At 41.0% G+C, this 19,149-nt stretch carries 21 protein-coding genes and 1 other RNA gene; 8 read left to right on the top strand and 14 right to left on the bottom strand.

Annotated elements, in window-relative coordinates; all coding sequences use genetic code 11:
• The first annotated feature begins 5 nt into the window (after positions 1-5).
• The 4 genes from AC2D3N_RS21205 to AC2D3N_RS21190 all read left to right on the top strand — a co-directional run bounded on the left by AC2D3N_RS21205 (position 6) and on the right by AC2D3N_RS21190 (position 3,298).
• Entirely contained in the window at positions 6-1,835 is a 1,830-nt protein-coding gene (locus tag AC2D3N_RS21205; RefSeq protein ID WP_484692057.1) for a putative bifunctional diguanylate cyclase/phosphodiesterase, read from the top strand.
• 134 nt (positions 1,836-1,969) lie between these two features.
• A complete protein-coding gene (locus AC2D3N_RS21200; RefSeq protein WP_484692056.1) occupies positions 1,970-2,485 on the top strand; it encodes a hypothetical protein in 516 nt (171 codons plus the stop codon).
• A 73-nt stretch (positions 2,486-2,558) separates the two neighbouring features.
• Positions 2,559-2,975: an element excision factor XisH family protein gene (locus tag AC2D3N_RS21195; protein ID WP_484692055.1), complete on the top strand. Its 417-nt coding sequence runs from the start codon at positions 2,559-2,561 to the stop codon at positions 2,973-2,975.
• Entirely contained in the window at positions 2,963-3,298 is a 336-nt protein-coding gene (locus AC2D3N_RS21190) for a XisI protein (protein WP_079680842.1), read from the top strand. The genes AC2D3N_RS21195 and AC2D3N_RS21190 overlap by 13 nt, the downstream gene beginning before the upstream one ends.
• Before the next feature lie 97 nt (positions 3,299-3,395).
• Here the strand turns inward: AC2D3N_RS21190 and AC2D3N_RS21185 are convergent, their stop codons facing one another.
• Positions 3,396-3,869, bottom strand: a complete 474-nt coding sequence (locus AC2D3N_RS21185; RefSeq protein ID WP_079680841.1) for a type IV pilin-like G/H family protein — start codon at positions 3,867-3,869, stop codon at positions 3,396-3,398.
• A 135-nt stretch (positions 3,870-4,004) separates the two neighbouring features.
• On the opposite strand from AC2D3N_RS21185, the gene AC2D3N_RS21180 reads away from it, so the two are divergent.
• Positions 4,005-4,781, top strand: coding sequence for a hypothetical protein (locus AC2D3N_RS21180; RefSeq protein WP_200816829.1), 777 nt, complete (start codon positions 4,005-4,007; stop codon positions 4,779-4,781).
• Positions 4,782-4,811: 30 nt separating this feature from the next.
• On the opposite strand, the gene AC2D3N_RS21175 is transcribed toward AC2D3N_RS21180, so the two are convergent.
• From AC2D3N_RS21175 to AC2D3N_RS21160, 4 genes are all read right to left on the bottom strand, one after another.
• Positions 4,812-5,267 carry a 6-carboxytetrahydropterin synthase gene (locus AC2D3N_RS21175; RefSeq protein WP_484692054.1) on the bottom strand — a complete coding sequence of 152 codons (456 nt, stop codon included), beginning with the start codon at positions 5,265-5,267 and terminating at the stop codon, positions 4,812-4,814.
• Between the two features lie 74 nt (positions 5,268-5,341).
• Positions 5,342-5,956, bottom strand: coding sequence for a 7-carboxy-7-deazaguanine synthase QueE (locus AC2D3N_RS21170; protein ID WP_484692053.1), 615 nt, complete (start codon positions 5,954-5,956; stop codon positions 5,342-5,344).
• 15 nt (positions 5,957-5,971) lie between these two features.
• Positions 5,972-6,349 carry a translation initiation factor gene (locus AC2D3N_RS21165; protein WP_484692052.1) on the bottom strand — a complete coding sequence of 126 codons (378 nt, stop codon included), beginning with the start codon at positions 6,347-6,349 and terminating at the stop codon, positions 5,972-5,974.
• 123 nt (positions 6,350-6,472) lie between these two features.
• Positions 6,473-7,204, bottom strand: a complete 732-nt coding sequence (locus AC2D3N_RS21160) for a DUF3120 domain-containing protein (RefSeq protein WP_144017844.1) — start codon at positions 7,202-7,204, stop codon at positions 6,473-6,475.
• 285 nt (positions 7,205-7,489) lie between these two features.
• Here AC2D3N_RS21160 and AC2D3N_RS21155 point away from each other — a divergent pair, with 285 nt between their 5' ends.
• Positions 7,490-8,242, top strand: coding sequence for a phycobilisome rod-core linker polypeptide (locus AC2D3N_RS21155; RefSeq protein WP_079680836.1), 753 nt, complete (start codon positions 7,490-7,492; stop codon positions 8,240-8,242).
• Between the two features lie 143 nt (positions 8,243-8,385).
• Here AC2D3N_RS21155 and AC2D3N_RS21150 read toward each other — a convergent pair whose 3' ends face one another.
• From AC2D3N_RS21150 to AC2D3N_RS21125, 6 genes are all read right to left on the bottom strand, one after another.
• Positions 8,386-8,982: a TerD family protein gene (locus AC2D3N_RS21150; protein ID WP_484692051.1), complete on the bottom strand. Its 597-nt coding sequence runs from the start codon at positions 8,980-8,982 to the stop codon at positions 8,386-8,388.
• 21 nt (positions 8,983-9,003) lie between these two features.
• On the bottom strand, positions 9,004-9,573 hold the full coding sequence (locus AC2D3N_RS21145) for a TerD family protein (RefSeq protein WP_484692050.1): 570 nt from the start codon (positions 9,571-9,573) through the stop codon (positions 9,004-9,006).
• A gap of 55 nt (positions 9,574-9,628) precedes the next feature.
• Positions 9,629-10,198: a TerD family protein gene (locus AC2D3N_RS21140; RefSeq protein WP_079680833.1), complete on the bottom strand. Its 570-nt coding sequence runs from the start codon at positions 10,196-10,198 to the stop codon at positions 9,629-9,631.
• Between the two features lie 135 nt (positions 10,199-10,333).
• On the bottom strand, positions 10,334-10,870 hold the full coding sequence (gene def / locus AC2D3N_RS21135) for a peptide deformylase (protein ID WP_484692049.1): 537 nt from the start codon (positions 10,868-10,870) through the stop codon (positions 10,334-10,336).
• 494 nt (positions 10,871-11,364) lie between these two features.
• Positions 11,365-12,630: an HhoA/HhoB/HtrA family serine endopeptidase gene (locus AC2D3N_RS21130; RefSeq protein ID WP_079680831.1), complete on the bottom strand. Its 1,266-nt coding sequence runs from the start codon at positions 12,628-12,630 to the stop codon at positions 11,365-11,367.
• A gap of 60 nt (positions 12,631-12,690) precedes the next feature.
• Positions 12,691-12,912: a hypothetical protein gene (locus tag AC2D3N_RS21125; protein ID WP_079680830.1), complete on the bottom strand. Its 222-nt coding sequence runs from the start codon at positions 12,910-12,912 to the stop codon at positions 12,691-12,693.
• A 271-nt stretch (positions 12,913-13,183) separates the two neighbouring features.
• Between AC2D3N_RS21125 and AC2D3N_RS21120 the strand changes: the two genes are divergently transcribed.
• A complete protein-coding gene (locus tag AC2D3N_RS21120) occupies positions 13,184-13,927 on the top strand; it encodes a HEAT repeat domain-containing protein (RefSeq protein WP_484692048.1) in 744 nt (247 codons plus the stop codon).
• Between the two features lie 28 nt (positions 13,928-13,955).
• Here AC2D3N_RS21120 and ssrS read toward each other — a convergent pair.
• A non-coding RNA gene (ssrS, locus tag AC2D3N_RS21115) (6S RNA) lies at positions 13,956-14,142 on the bottom strand.
• A 199-nt stretch (positions 14,143-14,341) separates the two neighbouring features.
• On the opposite strand from ssrS, the gene AC2D3N_RS21110 reads away from it, so the two are divergent.
• Positions 14,342-14,962 (top strand): tetratricopeptide repeat protein, encoded by a 621-nt coding sequence (locus AC2D3N_RS21110; protein WP_484692047.1) that lies wholly within the window; start codon positions 14,342-14,344, stop codon positions 14,960-14,962.
• Between the two features lie 91 nt (positions 14,963-15,053).
• Here the strand turns inward: AC2D3N_RS21110 and AC2D3N_RS21105 are convergent, their stop codons facing one another.
• The gene (locus tag AC2D3N_RS21105; RefSeq protein ID WP_484692046.1) at positions 15,054-16,472 is read right to left on the bottom strand and encodes a M10 family metallopeptidase C-terminal domain-containing protein; all 1,419 of its coding nucleotides are present in this window, start codon (positions 16,470-16,472) and stop codon (positions 15,054-15,056) included.
• Between the two features lie 269 nt (positions 16,473-16,741).
• Positions 16,742-19,114 (bottom strand): DNA helicase PcrA, encoded by a 2,373-nt coding sequence (gene pcrA, locus AC2D3N_RS21100; RefSeq protein ID WP_484692045.1) that lies wholly within the window; start codon positions 19,112-19,114, stop codon positions 16,742-16,744.
• Between the last annotated feature and the right edge of the window lie 35 nt (positions 19,115-19,149).

The following is a 19,149-nucleotide window of genomic DNA, read 5'->3' as shown; positions in this document are numbered from 1 at the left end:
ATACAATGGTGGATTTGGTAAAACAGTTTTTCCAGTTAATTCGGGTTCTGATATTCAGGACTCTGAACCAAACTCAAGCTGAAATCAAGGTACTTTTGGCTCCCTTGTTTGTAAATCGAGATCTACAGGAAGCTCTGCAACGCTCTTATAAAGAATTATCCGATTTTAAGTTCGCCCTCGATCAATCCTCTATTGTAGCGATTACTGATGCCCAAGGGAAAATTACCTATGTTAACCCCAAGTTATGTGATATTTCTAAATATTCTCGGGAAGAATTAATCGGCCGAGATCATAGAATTGTTAATTCGGGATATCACTCCAAACACTTTTTTACCGTTCTCTGGTCAACGGTTCAGTCTGGCAAAATTTGGCGGGGAGAAGTTCGGAATCAAGCCAAAGATGGCACCTACTATTGGGTTGATACCACCATTGTTCCTTTTTTAGATGAAAAGAATAAACCCTATCAATATATTGTGATTCGTAATGACATTACGGAGCGGAAAAAAGCCGAATTTCAACTGTTATATGATGTTTTTCATGATCGACTAACGGGATTAGCCAATCGTAGCTTTTTGATTAGTGAAATCGATAAATCCATTGAACAGGTGCAAAAATATCATCAGGATTTATTTGCTGTATTATGTTTAGATTTAGATCGGTTTAAAGTAGTAAATGATAGTTTAGGGCGTCATGCAGGAGACCAATTATTAATTGCCTTTGCCCATCTGATTCAATCCTTAGTTTCCCATCCTAATATTGTCGCTCGTTTAGGGGGGGATGAATTTGCAATTTTACTCAAATCCATTGAATCTCCCCTAGAAGCGATTGATCTGGCCAAACAGATTAATCATATCCTATCCAATCCTTTTGAAATTGGCGGACATCAAGTCTTTAAAACCAGTAGTATTGGGATTGTTTTAGGCACAACCCATTATCATCAATCGGAAAATATCCTCAGAGATGCCGATATTGCCATGCACGAAGCCAAGGAAAAAGGCAAGGGATGTTTAGAAATTTTTGACAAAAAAATTCATGATCAAGCCCTAATCAAAATGCAGTTAGAAATTGAACTGCGTCAGGCAATTATTAAACAGGAATTTGCCGTTTTTTACCAGCCAATTGTTAACTTAAAAACCGGAAAAATCAAAGGATTTGAAGCCCTTGTGCGTTGGCTACACCCCCAACAGGGGATGATTTCTCCGGCGGATTTTATCCCCCTAGCCGAAGCCACCGGATTAATTGTTCCCATCGGAAATTGGGTATTAAAACAAGCCTGTCAACAACTGCAAGAATGGCAAACCCTAAAAACCCTGAAAAATTTAGTTCACCCCTTAACTATAAATGTTAACTTTTCAGCCAAACAATTTGATTTATCTAATGTTATTGAAATTGTAGAAAACATTTTAAACACTACCCAGATTTCCCCAGGTGATCTCAAAATTGAGTTAACCGAAAGTATTTTAATTGATAACAGTAAAACCCTAGAGATCATTGCTCAACTCAAATCCTATCATATTGGCTTGAGTATAGATGATTTTGGGACGGGATATTCCTCCCTCAGCTATTTACATCGCTTCCCCTTAGATACCCTGAAAATCGATCAATCTTTTATTAGAAATATGGGACAAAAGGGTCGAGAAACCGAAATTGTTTTAGCAATTATTAGTTTAGCCCATAACTTAGGAATGGATGTGGTTGCCGAAGGAGTTGAAACCCAGGAACAGTTAGATCAACTGCGACAATTTAATTGTGAATATGGACAGGGTTATTTATTCTCTAAACCCCTAAGTGCCGAGGCCACTGAAGCCCTATTACACTCTAATCCCCAATGGTAATCTAATCTTCAACTGATATTTCCCTTGTCCATCGAAAGTTTCATGACAGATCAAGTAAAATTTGTTAAAATTCCCATGTTAATGGAATCAATTCCAAAACACAAAAGTCGATTAAATTTTAATTAGGAGAAAAAATGGCTGATAACAGACTTCGTAACTTTTTAATTGGTGCCGGAATTGCCACTGCGGGTGCTATTGGAACTAAAGTCGCCGTCGATTATTTCAAAAATCGAGGCAAAGAGGAGGTTGTAGATCAAAGCAAAGGAGATGCGATCGCCGCTTCTCCAGAACAAGTTAGTTATGCTGTGGTTCAACCCAGTGAAGTCCAGACCTTTTTAGATAAAAGTTTTGGCGAAGTGGGTCGTTATGTCCCTATCCGAGAACCCAAAGTTTTTGATTATCAAAATCAACAATATATGGTGATTTGGGCTGAAGATAATAAAAACAAGAAAAATCAAATGATGGCCTTCCAATATACGGACACCGGCCGGAAAATGATTGCTAGTGTCGGATATACTTCCGCCAAAACCGATTATAACCTTCCTGGCCTGGGTAGTACACCCTTTGCGGTAGAAGTCAATGGTCAAAAATTAACCTCCGGTCAAGGAGAAACAGGCGGCAGTAACGATGTCGATTTTGTTCTAGCCTAAACCCCCGTAGAGACGTGCCACGGCGCGTCTCTCTTTGCTTTTCCTAATTTGATTTAAAATTAATTGAATGTGTATGGCGCGAGATAAATTCCACTATGCTGTTAGACGAGGATTGGAAAAACAGGATTGGAAAATTACTCATGATCCATTGCGTTTAGAATTTGGAGCAGATGACCGTTTAGAAATTGATCTAGGAGCGCAAGAAATGCTGGGAGCGCAACGGACTGGAGAAAAAATTGCAGTAGAAATCAAAAGCTTTTTGAGTGATTCGGCAATGTTGGATTTTCATTTAGCCTTGGGTCAATTTTTGAATTATCGTTTAGCATTGGAAGAAATTGAACCTGATCGAGTTCTTTATCTGGCAATTCCTTTAACAGCTTATGAATCTTTTTTCTATCGAGATTTGCCCAGGTTAGCAATTCAAAAATATCAAGTCAAACTAATTGTTTATGAACCCCAAGCGGAGGTTATTTTACAATGGATAAATTAGCTCAATATCGCCAAATTATTCAGGAATTATTATTAGAATATGCAGCAGGGAATCCCTTGGGTGGGGAAATTGAATCCCAGACCGTTTTTGATCAGCAAACAGACCGATATTTGTTAGTTGATTTAGGTTGGAAGGGGCAACGGAGAATTTATAGTTGTTTGATTCATTTAGAAATTCGAGGGGAAAAAATCTGGATTCAGCGCAATCAAACTGACTGTTCCTTAACGGATGAATTGTTAGCCAAGGGTGTATTAAAAGAGGATATTGTCTTAGGACTCCAGCCCACTGAGTTACGAAAATATACGGGTTTGGGTGTGATTTAAAGATTTCTGAGAATAGGATAAAATAGCAACCATATTTCCACCCTGCCCAGTACAATGAACGAACAACGCCTACTCGCCTAAGCTGGGTAGCAGCTTACTACCTGACTGGACTCGAACCCGCAGGACATTTTAACCCTTCTCCGGGTACGGGAGTTGGGGACAAAGCCGGGGGTTCGGTGGAAGGTTGATCGGTTTTGCAAATATTAGCGATCGCCATTACACCCCCTGCGGTATGGCTCACCGTCACGACTCCAGCATAACTAGGGAGTCCGTCTTGTTTGGCCGCCGCCGTCATCAACACGGTTTCCGCATATTGACCTTCGGTATTCACGCTGTAGCGATATTCTCCGGTGTCTAAATTCGCATTCAAAGATAACCCTTGAATAGAGTTGGCAAACTGACCATTAGCTTGATAATAAGCCTGTTGTCCGGTGGTCATCGTTTGCATGACAAATTGTGCTTTATCGCTTTCATTCACTTGGGGTAAGGACAAATTCAGGGAACAACTCGTTAACAGGACAGGAGCAACGAGGAGAACTCCCGAAAGCCATTTTCTTAAAGACTTATCCATATTTCCCTTAACCTGTAATCACCGTATATAATGTTTGTTATCTATATCTACAGGGTAAAACTAGAGGATTCCTGAAATTCAACTCGACTTGGAATTGACCTGAATATGCCTCATACAATTGATCCCCATAATTTTATGAATAACATTGTTTTGCTGTTAACTGCAACAATTGATATTAAGGGAATGCCAAAGGCTTATCCTTCTGACCCAGAAACCCGTCAAGAGGATTATTTTCATACCTTGAAATATTATATTAATCATCATCCTAAAATTCAAAAAATTTTATTCGTTGAAAATTCAGGATGGTCTTTAGCAAGAGTCCAAGAGGCAACCTTAGAAAACCCTTATAATAAGGACGTTGAATTTATTTCTATCAATAGTAATACCTTCCCTCGTTCCTATGGCAAAGGATATGGAGAAATTTCTTTAATTGATCAAGGATTTAAACAGTCTGAATTAATTCAAAAAGCTAATTGTGTTGCCAAAATCACCGGACGAATTAAGCTATTAAATTTAACAGAAATTCTTGAAAGTGTATCTGGTTCTTACGACTGTCTATATGATATCAAAGATCAAGGATGGGTCATCAAAAAATATCTATTTCAAGAAACAACAGCCTCTCCTTATGTTGACACTCGATTTTTAGTCTTTAAAAAAGAATTTTATTTAAAATATTTTCAACCTTTACTTTACAATCATCAAGATGGATGTTTTTATATGGAGCGAAAAATTTATCAAGGAATTCAAGCAGCAAAATTAGATCAGAAGTTGATAGAACGTTTCCCAATAGAACCTGAATTTTATGGCATTGCAGGTCATTTTCAGGGAAAAGATTATAATAGTCCCATAGAAAAAGTAAAGTTCAATATTCGGTTTCTGGGTCGTAAAGTTGCTCCTTGGATTCACTTGTAGTAATTTTTACGGATCATAACTTGGGTGAAGTTAGGGTTTATAAACTTCTAAAGTGGTAACTCGGTTGGGAGTTTCTGACACACTCACCCGCATAATTTGGATATGATTATCAATGGGAATTCGAGAAAAATATAAACACATTTCCTCCGTAGTTCCGTGGGGACATAGGGGATGATCATTAACAATTTCGGGTAACTGTTTTGCCCAAACTTGTAATTGGTTTTCCATTTCCACCATGTCTAACCCATACAAATCTTCTGGATTTCTAATGGCTTGCAATTCCAAGCTAATTTCAAAATTGTGAAAATGGCAATCTTGCCAAATCGGCGGATTAAAATGTTGACGGTGTAAAGTGGTTTTAATGGTATAATTAAAGGTTAAGGATTCTCGATAAACTTGTTCATTCACCCCCACAATATTCCGGTAGGGAATCGTTTTTTTTTCTAGCCATTCTTGGGGATAATGGGAACGAAATTCTGGTTTCATAGTTATAATAGGGAATTACGAATTACGAATGGGTAAATAAATAGGATTTTAGACCTGAACAAAATAATTTTAAATTAAGGAACTTGTAACCATTTATGAATTTGCACCGATAACCGATAGTGAGGAAATTTTTTTAATAATTCTAAAACTAAAGGTAAAGTGCGATCGCGTTGGTTCCATTCCGGTTGTAGAAAGACGGGAATTTGACTATTAAGCTCTAAATATTCAGCATAAAACTCTAATTCCGATCCGGTTTCAATCACCACTTTAATCTCGTTTGCTCGTTTCCACATTAACGGAACTACAGGATAATTGGGACTAACATGATGTTTTGGACTTAAAGTGACCCAAACAGAATTAGGAATATCTTGCCAAAAGGAACCCGATGTTTCAACAGCAACGGTTCTCCCCATCGCTTCAATAGTTTGAATTAACCGGGGAAGTTGAGCATATATCAACGGTTCTCCTCCAGATATTACCACCCTTGGCGATCGCAATTCTGCAATTAACGAATCAAAAGATCTAACTTCGCGGGGTAAACTCATTCCCCCATCTCCATAACCCGTATCACACCAAGGACAACGAACCGGACAACCTGCTAACCGAATAAAATCTACGGGAGTTCCGACCCAATATCCTTCTCCTTGAATCGTCGATTGAAAAGTTTCATGAACTGGAATTTCAAGCATCAAAACGTTAACGATTTATCCCCCACTAATTTTAGCTTTATATCCTAATTTTATCAAGGTTTCCATCACTTTCGGACGATGATCCCCTTGAATTTCAATCGTATTTTCTTTAACCGTTCCCCCCGCCCCACACTGGGATTTCAACTGTTTAACTAACAATTCCAAAGTTTCCGGTTTAACTTGAAATCCACTAACTACGGTTACAGTTTTCCCCTTGCGTCCTGAACGAGTTGCTTGGACTTTCAAATTATGTTGATTGGGGGGGATCTCAGGAACAGAAACAGGAGAACGTTCTAAAGCCGATGAATTTGATCCTGTCCCAAACTCAGAATAAACCACACGGTTTCCCCCGGAGTTAACCTGATGCTCAGAATCACGTTTTGATGTAGCCATAAACCGAATCAAGAATTATATTTTAAGGTAAAAAAACCATCTTTACAAAGATCAAAAGCCCCTGATTATAGCACATTTAGAACAGATTTGTATTCTTTGTGTCTTTGTATCTTTGTGTTTAAATTAGGCTAAACAAGCCGCCACCAAAAATAAACTATCCACCAAAATCGTACTTAATACCGCTCCCCCAAAGGCCCACCAATGTTGTTCCTTCGATTGTAACGGAAAAACACCAACTCCAAATAAAAATAGGGCAAATCCGACGGCCCAACTAATTCCCCAGGGGGTAGTAACCATTTGCAGGGCGTTTTGAAAAATGGGTAGGGCTAGGGCGGGTTCAACGTGCATCAGTTGACGCCAACTGGGAATTAATCCGGTGATATAAAAATATCCGTCCGTAACCGCCGTTCCAAATAGGGAACCCAAATAAAACCAGTTTCCGACTTTTCCCCAGCCTCGATATAAACACCATAGGGCAAAGGGGACACCTATAGCTTCTACGGGTAAATGTAATAGGGGTTCCCAGCGTAACCAACCCCAATAGATTGCACCCGTAAACCAACTCCAACTAAATCCTAATAATAAGTCCCCCCAAACCCAAGTGGCGGTTTGTCTGATTAATCTCCAACTGATTCCTAGCCACCCCAAGGTCAGAATTACACTAAATTCTGGCCATTGTCGCACCAGGGGGGCTTGGAAAAACACAGGGACAGTCACAAGAAACACCGAGGCTAAAAACACTAGCCCAGTCTGGGAGACCCTAACTTTGGCTAGAACTCTCTGAAGCAATCGAGAGGTGGGATGAATCGGTTGAGTGGTAGTCAAAATAGAACCTATTAGTATGTTGAGCAAGATCTTTAAGATTTATTAAGTAGATTATCATAATTTAATATATCTTGACAATTATCCCCCCCTAGGGGATTGTCAAGTTTCATTTTAGCACAATGGGGATCGGGTGTCCGGTGTCAAAAAATGTTACATATTGTTGCATCGGTTCAGAAAAATGCCAGATGAGTTGCCGTAATCCCCTAATCTGTACTATAGCCAAGCCTGTGGCTCTAAAGCTCTGAGCGATCAGGGCAACACTCGACCACAAGATAAAAAATAAAGTTGACCTTCAAAATTAAGGAGATATTTAAGGTGGCGCTTCCTTTATTAAGCTATGGCCCTACCAGCCGCAATGTTCGCGTGGCTGGCTTTGAAGTAGCGGGTGATGAACAACCCAGAGTATTTACGGCTGAAAACCTGCCTTCAGCTTCTGAGTGGGATGACATCATTTGGGCTGCTTATCGCCAGATTTACAGTGAACATCAAATTCTCAAAAGCAGCCGTCAAACTCTCTTAGAGTCTCAGCTGAAGTTTGGTCAAATTAACGTCCGGGATTTTATTCGGGGTTTAGTAATTTCCGATCCTTTCCTGCGTCGCAACTACCAAACCAATAGTAACTACCGTTTCGTCGAGTTGGTTGTCCAGCGCGTCTTGGGACGGGATGTTTACAGTGAGCGTGAGAAGATCGCATGGTCGATTGTGGTTGCTAACAAAGGCCCTAAAGGGTTTATTGATGAGTTACTCGATAGCGATGAATACCTGGATAACTTCGGGTATGACACGGTTCCCTACCAACGTCGTCGGGTACTACTTCAACGTAATCAAGGGGAAGTTCCTTTTAACCTGAAAACCCCTCGTTACAACGAGTACCACCGGAACCAACTGGGCTTCCCTCAACTGGTTTGGCAAAATGCGGTTCGTCGTTTTGTTCCCCAAGAAAAACAACTCAAAGCCGGCGATCCCGCACAGTTCCTGGGTTTAGTTACTCCTAACGTTAGCCCAGTGACTCGCGTTGCTTTAGGTGATATCAATATTGAAACCATGGTTCCCTACCGCAAACCTTAAGGTAAACCGATTTTCAACACAAACATTATTAAAATAGTGTTGAAAATTCATCGGTTCTGGGGGCGGAGAATTTGGATAAAAGGTGATGAGAATATCATCATTTAATATCTGAATCCTTCGCCCCTAATTATTGAGAATATTGATTACACAAACGAACGAATAACCCCGTTTAAATTACTTTTTAAGGGTGTTCCTAATGCTTTAAATTTCCATTGTCCGTTTTCTTGAGAAAGTTCTCCTAATAACATAGAAGTTTGTCCAGAGTAAGCGGGTTCACCGGAAAGACTGTAACGAGCAATTTCTTTACCCTTAGCATCTATGGCTCTAACAAAGGCATTTTTAACCATCTCGAAGTTTTGTTGGCGGTCTTCAGCGTGGTATATATTTACCCCTAAAATAATTTGTTGATAGGTTTGAGGCAGGGTTTTGAAATCAATAATAATTCGTTCATCATCTCCTGCGCCTTCTCCGGTGAGGTTGTCTCCTGAATGAATGACAGTATTATTTTTTGTGGCTAAATGTCCGAAATAAACGACATCTTCTTGCTGATTTCTTAATTTTCCTCGCTCATCTAATAATAGGGCAAATCCATCTAAATCAAAATCGGTAGATCCGCTAAATATTCCGCCAAATAGTCCTTTTTTAGATACATCCCATCCCAAGCCCATGACCATTTTTGATAGGTCATATTCGCTTTTATCGAGAATAACGCTTTGGCCTTTTTTTAAGTTAATCGCCATGGTTAGAATCCTCAAAATAAATTAAACGTATTTATCCACAAAACTTTGTAAACCCGCATTATAACCCTGTCCGACGGCTTGAAATCTCCACTCGCCATTTTTGAGATATAATCTGCCAAATTCCACGGCGGTTTCTCGGGAAAAATCTTCTTCTAAATCATATTTTATGACTTCGGTTTGAGTATCGTCATCATAAATTCTAATATAAGAATTTTTCACCTGACCGAAGTTTTGCCGCCGTTGGTCAGCATCGTGAATAGTAACCACAAAAATTAATTCTTGAAGGTCGGGATTGATTTTTGCTAAATCGACAACGATGGTTTCATCATCCCCGCTTCCTTCTCCGGTGCGACTATCTCCTAAATGTTTAACAGATTGATCAGGAGAGATTAAGTTATTATAAAATACGAAATATTCATCAATGGGGATTTTACCATCTTCTGCTAACATAAACACAGAAGCATCTAAATCAAAGGCTTTTCCGGTATCACTAGCATTGATATCCCATCCTAAACCAATGGAGGCTCGTTTTAACCCTGGAGCTTCTTTCGATAAACTGATCCTTTCGCCTTTTTTGATATTAATTGACATGGTTAATTAATTCCTGCAATTATGAACAAAAAACTAGGTTTTGAGTTTAATCTTTTTAGGTATACTTTTGAACAAAGGCTTCTAAACCTGAATTATAACCTTGTCCAACGGCTTGAAATCTCCATTCACCATCTTTGCGATAGAGGCGACCGATTTCGATGGCGGTTTCCCTGGAAAAATCCTCCTCTAAATCATAGCGAGTGATCTCGATGTCGGTTTCATTGTTATAAATTCTGATATAGGAATTGCGAACTTGTCCAAAATTTTGTCTTCTGTTTTCGGCTTCGTAAACAGTGACAATAAAGACAATTTCTTGAATATTAGGATCAACGGTATTTAACTCAACAAAAACAGTTTCATCATCTCCGCCTCCTTCTCCGGTGCGGTCGTCTCCTAGGGATTCTACAGAACCATCGGGAGATTTTAAGTTATTATAAAATACGAAATATTGTTCGTTAGGAACTTTACCATTACTCCCGATCATGAATACCGATACATCTAAGTCAAAAGCAGCCCCAGTATCAGAAGTGTTAGTATCCCATCCTAATCCCACTCCAGCTTTTTTCAGACCGGGTGCTTCTTTAGATAGGCTAACTCGTTCACCTTTACTTAAATTAATAGTCATGGCGTTAATTAATTTCCCTAAAATTGACTTCTAAATATTCTACAATGATCCAGGTAACTATTCCGCAAAATCAAGATCGCCGATTTTGATGGATTTCACGGATTAAAACAAATCTAATCTGTGAAATCAGCGAAATCAGTGAAAATCAGCGATACGTTTTTGATATTCTTCGGTTTCGGTAACTAAATTCCCGGTACTTTCAACCCGATCTACAAATACAATTCCGTTCAGATGATCAAGTTCATGTTGAAAAATTCGAGCGACAAAATCTGTTAATTGTTGATAGCATAATTCTCCTTCTCGGTTGGTATATTCAATTTCTATGGCTTGATACCGAGGAACTAATCCCCTAATTCCAGGGACACTCAAACAGCCTTCCCAGTCTTTAATTGTTTTGTGAGAATGGTTAATAATTTTAGGGTTAATCATGGCCGTGGGTTCCATCAAAGGTGCGTTAGGATAGCGCAATGTGGGACGGGAAGCAATAATAAATAAGCGATCGCTGATTCCCACTTGAGGCGCGGCAATGCCCACGCCATTCGCTTGAGATGCGGTAATAATTAAATTATCAATTAAGGTTTGAATTCGTTCCTCCCTAATATTATTGACCGGATTAGCATAATGTCGTAAAACTGGATTGCCCAATTCAGAAATCGCTAAAATTTCACTCATAAACCTCTTTCCCTTCAACACTAAACAACTTACTTACCTACTCCCCCTACTCCCCCTACTCCCCCTGCCTTTCCTGCTCCCCCTGCTCCCCCTGCTCCCCCTGCTCCCCCTGCCTCCCCTGCTCCCCCTGCTCCCCCTGCCTCCCCTGCCTCCCCTGCTCCCCTGCCTCCCCTGCCTCCCCTGCTCCCCCTGCTCCCCCTGCTCCCCCTGCCTCCCCTGCCTCCCCTGCTCCCCTGCCTCCCCTGCCTCCCCTGCTCCCCTGCCTCCCCTGCCTCCCCTGCTCCCCCTGCTCCCCCTGCTCCCCCTGCCTCCCCTGCCTCCCCTGCTCCCCTGCCTCCCCTGCCTCCCCTGCTCCCCCTGCTCCCCCTGCTCCCCCTGCCTCCCCTGCCTCCCCTGCTCCCCTGCCTCCCCTGCCTCCCCTGCTCCCCTGCTCCCCCTGCTCCCCCTGCCTCCCCTGCTCCCCCTGCTCCCCCTGCTCCCCCTGCCCTCCGAAATCATCCTGGCATATTACCTGTTTTCACTTCTAATATTAGGGTCTGTCCTTGACGGTTTAACTCTACTTTCATCGGTATTCCGACATTCTTATTTTGAACTAATTCCTGAACCGTATCAGATTTTGTAATAGGTTTTTCATCAATTTTTACAATCACATCTCCTGGTTTTAATCCCGATTTCATCGCCGGGGAACCGGGAAGAACTCTGACAATTAAAACTCCACTATCTTGAGTAATAGTAAACTCTGCATCAGGATTTTCTTTCAATTCTTGCAGTAATTCAGGGCTAAGTGTCACCATTTCAATCCCCAAATAGGCGTGTTCAGCCCGTCCCGTTGTAGCTAATTGTTGGGCAATTTGTTGGGCTTTATTAATTGGAATAGCAAAACCTAAACCTTGAGCACCACTAATAATTGCCGTATTCATTCCGATCACCTCTCCATTGGCATTTAGCAGTGGCCCCCCGGAGTTTCCGGGGTTAATGGCAGCATCGGTTTGAATAAAGCCAATCCGTTTATCAGGAACACCAATATCACTACTCGACCGTCCGGTGGCGCTAATAATTCCCACCGTCACCGAATTATCTAATCCCAGGGGGTTGCCAATGGCGATCGCCCATTCTCCAGGGGATAGGGCCTCAGAATCGCCAATTTTTACGCTGGGCAAATTATCGGCATTAATTTTGATTACAGCCACATCCGTCACCCCATCCGATCCTAATACCTTGCCATCGAATCGACGACCATCTTTTAAAACCACTTGTACCCGATCAGTTCCTTCGACCACATGGGAGTTGGTCATAATCACGCCATCGGCCGAAAGAATAAACCCGGAACCTGTCCCCTGTTCAATCGGGCGATCGGAACGGCGTTTGGGGGGAGTCGCCCCAAAAAATTCCTCGGGAAAGCCATTTCCAAACTGCTCCAGTCCTCGACGGGTGGCTTGACGAGAAGCATTGATCCGAACCACAGCCGGCCCAATTTCGTTAACTGCATCGACAATAAAGTTAGAATCTACGGGCTTTGCAGCCACTTTTTGAGCTAACCAGCTAGTCGGACTGGAGGCAGAATTGGCTTGACTGTTGAAATTAGCGGTAGGAGCGGGGGCAGTTTTGGCAGGGGTTTGAACTATTGAGGGCGTAACAGTTGAAGCGGTGCGGGTGGCTAACCAGCGATCGCCCATCAAAGCTAACCCACCCCCAATTATCAATAGAAACAGGCTCCAGAGAGGGCTTTTACGATTTTCTTTGTCAGATGTAATTTTCATCAGAAAATTTGGTTTGAAACCCCGTCATGCCAGCGAAGTGGAGGACGGCTTTACCTAAATCTAGCTAAAAGCTTTTGGAACTGAGGAACTAATAATATTCAACGAGCCATTGACATCGGCACCGAATCGTTTCTCTGTAGAAGACTGATAAAGTCCCCTACAAATTCGTTCTAGGTTTTTACCAATGATCAAATTGCGAATTTGATGAAACACCAAATAACCCACAATCAATCGACTGGCTTTATGTAGATAATCCTCCACCTGATCGGGCAAGTCTATCACGATGTTCTACAATGATTGGGGTGAAATGAACCGAAATCCTTTCGCTTTCAGTTTGTCTGGCGGGATGAGGTAGTTTTTTTGTTAGACTTCCACCAAAAAAACGCCATGGGGCTTGGTAGCTAACTCCTAATTGTTTGGCAGTATTTGATCATTTTCTGGATACAGTATAGCAGATTTGACTATATTCTCGGTGAAGTTTTATAATACAGGCAGGTTGAACTTCCCTAGAATTGATGACATCAACGGTGACAAATTGCTGTAAATTAATGATATGGAGGATGCAAAACTGATCGTAACCAATACTCAAGACCCCTTAGAAAGTCCTTTGGATCAATTGGATGATGGCGAAGTAGCCAAACCCGATCCAGAGGAGATGTTGCTGTTGTTAACCTCACCTGAACCGCAACAACGCATGATTGCCGCCCGGGCATTTTGTGAAATTAAGGACGGGCGGGCTATTCCTGATTTAATTCGGCTGTTGAAGGATGGTTGCCCTTTGGTGCGGGTGAGTGTGGCCTATGCCTTGGGACGCAATTCTAATTCCCAAGTGGTGGAAGCGTTGATTACACAACTACACCAAGACTGGAATGGTTATGTCCGTAAAGGGGTGGTTTGGGCTTTGGGAACCTGTGGCGATCGCCGAGCTTTAGAACCTTTGTTAGATGCCCTAAAAACCGATATTCCCGCCGTGCGTCTGTGGGCAGCTAGTTCCCTTGGTCAAATGGCGAAAGTGAGTTATGATACAGTGATTCGGGCAATTCCCCCCATGATTGAAGCCCTGCGTCAAGATCCGGTTCCGGCGGTTAGAAGTAACTGTGCTTGGGCATTGGGGCAACTCTGTCGAGAACTACCCTCTAATGTTGTTTATGCCGTGGCTATTGATGCCTTAATTGAAGCCTTGGAAGAAGATGGGGATGTCGGGGTTAAGGATGATGCTAAATCATCATTATTAAGAGTCGGTGATCCGAGGGGATTACAAATTATTGAAGATTTAGAAATGGACGGCCTATTATAGTTTCTATCGTTTCAGAACTTGAGCGATAAGGTTAACCGCAACGCCGTGTTACCTCAGCTTTTGACCTGGGCAAAACCAGGTGGGTACCTCGACCAGACTTAAAGTTTCCGAGTCTAAGCTCGGTTTACTGCCGCCTGCAATTCTCTTAGTTCCCGTATTCTTAAAGCTATAGATCAAAAAAACATATCGGCAAATCACCAACGTCGCAGCACAACCTTGAAAGTATTATAACAGATTTTTCCGGGATAGCAAGGAGATCGGATAATGGGTAATGGGTAATGGCTGTTGTTCATCAACAAATTAAACTAATTCTTTGTCGAGCTTTAGCTCCACCCGTTGTTGCGCTTAAGCGCATCTTCTCCGTTATTGTAGTTTAACAATAGATTGCGCTTAAGCGCAACAACAATATCAAATATGTCTCTTTCCTTAGAACAACAACTCAACTACTGGACTAAATACTTCCATTCCCATCCCAATGATATTCGGGGATATATTCAACGGGGAATGGTTTATTTTAAATTAGGGAAAATTGCTGAATCAATTCAAGATTTTGATCACGCCGAACAACTAGACCCTAGTATTAAACCCTATCTTTGGCAACGGGGATTATCCTATTATTATGCCGAACAATATCAACTCGGTGCAGAACAATTTGAAATTGATTTAACCGTTAATTCCCAAGATGTTGAGGAAACGGTTTGGCGGTATTTATGTATTGCCCAATTTCAAGGAGTAGAAGATGCTAAAAATACCCTACTTCCGGTTAAAAATGATCCGCGTCCAGTTTTGAGAAGTGTTTATGATCTGTTTGCGGGGAATTGTACCCCGGAAGATTTATTAAAAATCGGACAAAAACAAGGAAAACAAGGAAATTTTTATAGTCATCTTTATTTGGGATTATATTATGAAGCCCAACAAAATATAGAACTGGCTAAAACCTATATTAATCAAGCTGCAACTGAATATCAAATTGATGATTATATGTGGAATTTAGCTGTTGTTCATCAAAAAATAAAACTCGGTGTTGAGTTTTAACACCACCCCTTGAAGAAGAATTATTCATAAATAGCTTCCCTGATTAATTATATTTTTGGGGTGGTGATGGTAGATTAAAAGGCTTGAGTTTTTAAGCTAAGGTAAAATCAGACACACCTAATGCTATGGTGGTACCTGAGAGAACCGCGATAATTTCCCCAGTTCCAGTAATTTGTACGGTGCTTCCCCCCGCTTGGGGAACAATAGCTAATTGTGCAAAAGTTAACCCTCCTGATAAAGCCAATTGATCGGAACCTTGAATAAAATCAGTAATAGTATCAGTTCCCAAACCCGGGGCAAGAATAAAGCGATCATTGCCTCCACCTCCGGTAATCGTATCATTATCGCGATCACCGGAAATCATATCATCACCTTCACCACCATTGATTTGATCGGCTTCTCGGCCCGCATAAATAGTATCATTTCCTACGCCCGCATCGAGGATATCACCCCCTTTTCCGCCATAAACCGTATCGTTTCCCTCTCCTGATTGAATACCATTGTTAAAACGGTTGCCTAGAATTTCATCTTGGCCGGCGGTTCCAATTAAGTTTTCAATTTCGGTTGTAAAGGACGTATAGGTTCCAAAGGTATCTGTTTTATAGGTTGTTCCCTCTGGCCCCCCTTGGGACGGTTCTAACTTATAGTCTAATCCCTTGAGAGCGGCTTGGGTGGTAAAAGGTAGCCCAGGAGCTAACCGCAAGGTATAAACTTCATCCGCAGATAAACCCGAAAAATCGACCGTATCAATACCACCACTATCCGAAATCGTGGCAACCTGTTTAAAGTTCGTATCGTTGAAGGTATAAACATCATTGCCACTATTATTATCTTTAGCCCCATACAAAAACTGCAAGGCTAAAATATCGTATGGCATTAACGTTTGAGGTTCCAGTGCTGCTACGTCCCCTGCTGTGGCACTACCCGGATTATAGGACATAATTGTATTTCGAGAATTGTCTTGTTCAAAGGGTAAGAATACTCGTCCTGGTGGGAGTGGAGTCGGATCTTTTTCTCCCGCATTGTAATTACCAGGATGGTCTAAACCCAGCGCATGACCCAGTTCATGAATCAGGGTTGAATATTCAAAGCTGCTCGGGCTATTCCCAAAGTTATATTCTTCTCCTTTTTTCAAAACTACAGACTGATAAGCGTTAGGGTCGGCTAAATCTCCAAGAGCATAAGCACTAGCATCAGGACTATTGGTTAAATCCCCCAACATAATCCGAAGATTACCTTGACCGGATAAATCTTCGACAAAGTTTATGGGTAGAACAGTTCCATAAACGGTCTGTATGATTTGACGAACTTGATTCTTTGTTCCTTCATCAACTTCTTGAATTCCTGTTTCCTCCAGTGCTGTTTCGTAAGCGCTTGCTTCTGCATTGGTCACAAAACTATAGGTTAGGGTTCCCCCTGGGGAAACATTCCATTTTAAAGGTTGTCCTGGATTATTTGGATTACTACCCACAAGGGCATCAATTCTTACATCATTTGTTGGGATCATCATAGGCTTAAAAAATTCTTTTTCTACAAGTAATTTATCAAGAATTAGTCATAAAATATCAATTTTTGTATAAAAATTAACATGATTTTTATTCACTAAAATTTAACATAATTTTAATAGAATATCCGAATTTCTCAACAAAAAATTAAATTTTTTGTTGAGCTTTCGCTCCACCCGTTGTTGCGCTTTAGCGCATCTTCTCCATATTAATTCAACACTATCTATCCTTTAACTTTAATAATAAAAAAGTGCGCTTAAGCGCAACAACGGGGTTATTTGAAACGTTGCAAGGGAACAGCATTTGGGTCAAGAATTTTGGGACTCAGGCTACCAAATTTAATCGCTAAAGACATTTTATCTTTATTTGAGAAAACGTGGGTAACTTCTCCAATTCCAAAGGTACGATGAAAGACCTTATCCCCTACTTTCCAATCCTTAACATCGGATTCTAACTTAACATTTTGTGCGGGTTTTTTCGTCTCTGTGGGGGGTTGTGACTCTTTTTTAGTTGCCTTAGTTTTCGGAGTTTTGGCTTGAGTCGGGGGGGTATACCCATGAATTAATCCTTCGGGTAATTCCTGCAAAAACATCGAGGGGATACAGGATTCTAAAGTCCCCCATAAGCGCCGTTGACAAGCATGGGTTAAAAATAATTGTTCCTGGGCGCGAGTAATTCCCACATAACACAAACGTCGTTCTTCTTCTATCGATAAGGGGTCATTTAAACTGCGATAATTGGGGAATAGTCCCTGTTCTAAACCCACTAAAAATACAATCGGAAATTCTAATCCTTTTGCCGCATGGAGGGTTAATAGGGAAACCGCTTGTTGTCCTTCTTTTAAGTTATCTAAATCGGAAGCTAAGGAGGCAGTGGCTAAAAATCCGCCCAGGGTATTATCCTCATATTCCTCTTGAAATTGGGAGACGGCATTGGTCAATTCTTTAATATTTTCTAAGCGGTTTTCGGCTTCATCTGTCCCTTCATTTTTTAGGTCTTGAATATAACCCGCATCGAGTAAAACACCTTCTAGGATTTGCATAGCAGAATGGTCTTCGATGCGTTCTTGCCAAGTTTTAATCGTTTGGGCAAATTGATTCACGGATTTGGCTGAACGTCCGGCGATAGTATTAACAGAATCTTCATCACTAATTACTTCCCAAAGGGGAATTCCTAACTGTTGAGACGCATTCATTAACCCATCAATGGTGGTTTTACCAATGCCTCGACGGGGAACATTAATAATTCTGAGTAAACTAATACTATCGGCGGGGTTGGCAATCACTCGTAAATAAGATATGGAATCCTTGATTTCTTTGCGGTCATAGAACCTTAATCCCCCCACCACGGTATAGGGAATATTATTCCTTAATAAGACATCTTCTAGGGCGCGGGATTGGGCATTGGTGCGATATAAAATGGCAAAGGCCCCATAATCTAATTCGGGATTTTTTTTACTAATTCCTTGAATTTGTGATAGAATAAAGTTAGCTTCATCTACTTCATCATCTGCCCGATAACAGTAAATCGGCAGCCCTTCTCCTCGGGTGGGACGGAGAATTTTATCAATGCGTTCGGTATTTTGTTGAATTAGATGATTTGCGACTTGTAAAATATTTTCCCGGGAGCGATAATTTTCTTCTAATTTAATCATCGTGCGGGTATCGTCATCGGGTAAGCGATCGCCAAAATCCTGTTGAAATTCTAATAATATTTTATAGTCGGCCATCCGAAACGAATAAATCGATTGATCTACGTCTCCCACGACAAAAATAGAGCGATTTTGCCAATTTTTAATGGTTCTCGGGTTTTCGCCATTGGTGACTAATAACCGAATTAAGTTATATTGGGTGCGGTTCGTATCCTGATATTCGTCTACTAAAATATGACAAAACTTTTGATGCCAATAGGCTAATACTTGCTCATTTTGACTGAGTAAATCAACGGTTATTCTAATTAAATCATCAAAATCTAACGCATTATTTGAAGCTAATTGAGATTGATAGGAACTATAAACTTCCGATACAACTCTACCATAATAATCGGGATTTTCCCTAGCATATTGTTGAGGAGAAAATCCGAGGTTTTTAGCATTGCTAATCGAATATCTAATTTTTTTAGGTTCAAATTTCTTATCGTCTAAATTCATATCTTTGAGAACGATATGCTTAACTAATTTTTGAGCATCATCTTCATCAAAAATCGAGAAATTCTTATCCCACTTTCTGCCACTTTCGTCTTGATACTTATTAATATCATATCTCAAAATTCGAGCGCACAAACTATGGAAGGTTCCCATCCAAAGATGTTTGCTAATACTGCGATAAACCTTGGATTTCAAGCGGGTTTGTTCATCGGCGGCTAAAGCGGATAGGGGTTTTCCAAATTCGAGTTCGGCCTGTTGTTGAGCAAAAATTAACTCCACCCGTTCCTTAATTTCCTTAGCGGCTTTATTAGTAAAAGTCACCGCCAAAATATTCTCAGGATGAACCCGATGGCTGCGAATTAAATTAGCGATGCGATAGGTTAACGCCCGTGTTTTACCCGAACCCGCTCCCGCCACCACCAGCATCGGGCCACAAAAATGTTCCACCGCTTGACGTTGGCAGGTATTGAGATGGCTAAGGAAATCAATGGTTTGAGTCATGGCTACAGAAAACACAGGAATCTAATTAATTCTAT

The sequence above is a fragment of the Planktothrix sp. PLAVEN19ND genome, assembly GCF_057220675.1.
The sequence above is the reverse complement of the archived record's forward strand: the minus strand, read 5'-3'. Positions and strand labels throughout refer to the sequence as shown.

Excerpts from the sequence above, each read along its gene's own strand:
- AC2D3N_RS21180 (WP_200816829.1), top strand. The coding sequence starts at position 4,005 with ATGAATAACATTGTTTTGCTGTTAACTGCAACAATTGATATTAAGGGA.
- AC2D3N_RS21195 (WP_484692055.1), top strand. The coding sequence starts at position 2,559 with ATGGCGCGAGATAAATTCCACTATGCTGTTAGACGAGGATTGGAAAAA.
- AC2D3N_RS21110 (WP_484692047.1), top strand. The coding sequence starts at position 14,342 with ATGTCTCTTTCCTTAGAACAACAACTCAACTACTGGACTAAATACTTC.
- AC2D3N_RS21175 (WP_484692054.1), bottom strand. The coding sequence starts at position 5,267 with ATGAAACCAGAATTTCGTTCCCATTATCCCCAAGAATGGCTAGAAAAA.
- AC2D3N_RS21205 (WP_484692057.1), top strand. The coding sequence starts at position 6 with ATGGTGGATTTGGTAAAACAGTTTTTCCAGTTAATTCGGGTTCTGATA.
- AC2D3N_RS21150 (WP_484692051.1), bottom strand. The coding sequence starts at position 8,982 with ATGGCGATTAACTTAAAAAAAGGCCAAAGCGTTATTCTCGATAAAAGC.
- AC2D3N_RS21120 (WP_484692048.1), top strand. The coding sequence starts at position 13,184 with ATGGAGGATGCAAAACTGATCGTAACCAATACTCAAGACCCCTTAGAA.
- AC2D3N_RS21170 (WP_484692053.1), bottom strand. The coding sequence starts at position 5,956 with ATGCTTGAAATTCCAGTTCATGAAACTTTTCAATCGACGATTCAAGGA.
- def (WP_484692049.1), bottom strand. The coding sequence starts at position 10,870 with ATGAGTGAAATTTTAGCGATTTCTGAATTGGGCAATCCAGTTTTACGA.
- AC2D3N_RS21105 (WP_484692046.1), bottom strand. The coding sequence starts at position 16,472 with ATGATGATCCCAACAAATGATGTAAGAATTGATGCCCTTGTGGGTAGT.
- AC2D3N_RS21140 (WP_079680833.1), bottom strand. The coding sequence starts at position 10,198 with ATGACTATTAATTTAAGTAAAGGTGAACGAGTTAGCCTATCTAAAGAA.
- AC2D3N_RS21145 (WP_484692050.1), bottom strand. The coding sequence starts at position 9,573 with ATGTCAATTAATATCAAAAAAGGCGAAAGGATCAGTTTATCGAAAGAA.
- AC2D3N_RS21200 (WP_484692056.1), top strand. The coding sequence starts at position 1,970 with ATGGCTGATAACAGACTTCGTAACTTTTTAATTGGTGCCGGAATTGCC.
- AC2D3N_RS21165 (WP_484692052.1), bottom strand. The coding sequence starts at position 6,349 with ATGGCTACATCAAAACGTGATTCTGAGCATCAGGTTAACTCCGGGGGA.
- pcrA (WP_484692045.1), bottom strand. The coding sequence starts at position 19,114 with ATGACTCAAACCATTGATTTCCTTAGCCATCTCAATACCTGCCAACGT.
- AC2D3N_RS21185 (WP_079680841.1), bottom strand. The coding sequence starts at position 3,869 with ATGGATAAGTCTTTAAGAAAATGGCTTTCGGGAGTTCTCCTCGTTGCT.
- AC2D3N_RS21190 (WP_079680842.1), top strand. The coding sequence starts at position 2,963 with ATGGATAAATTAGCTCAATATCGCCAAATTATTCAGGAATTATTATTA.
- AC2D3N_RS21130 (WP_079680831.1), bottom strand. The coding sequence starts at position 12,630 with ATGAAAATTACATCTGACAAAGAAAATCGTAAAAGCCCTCTCTGGAGC.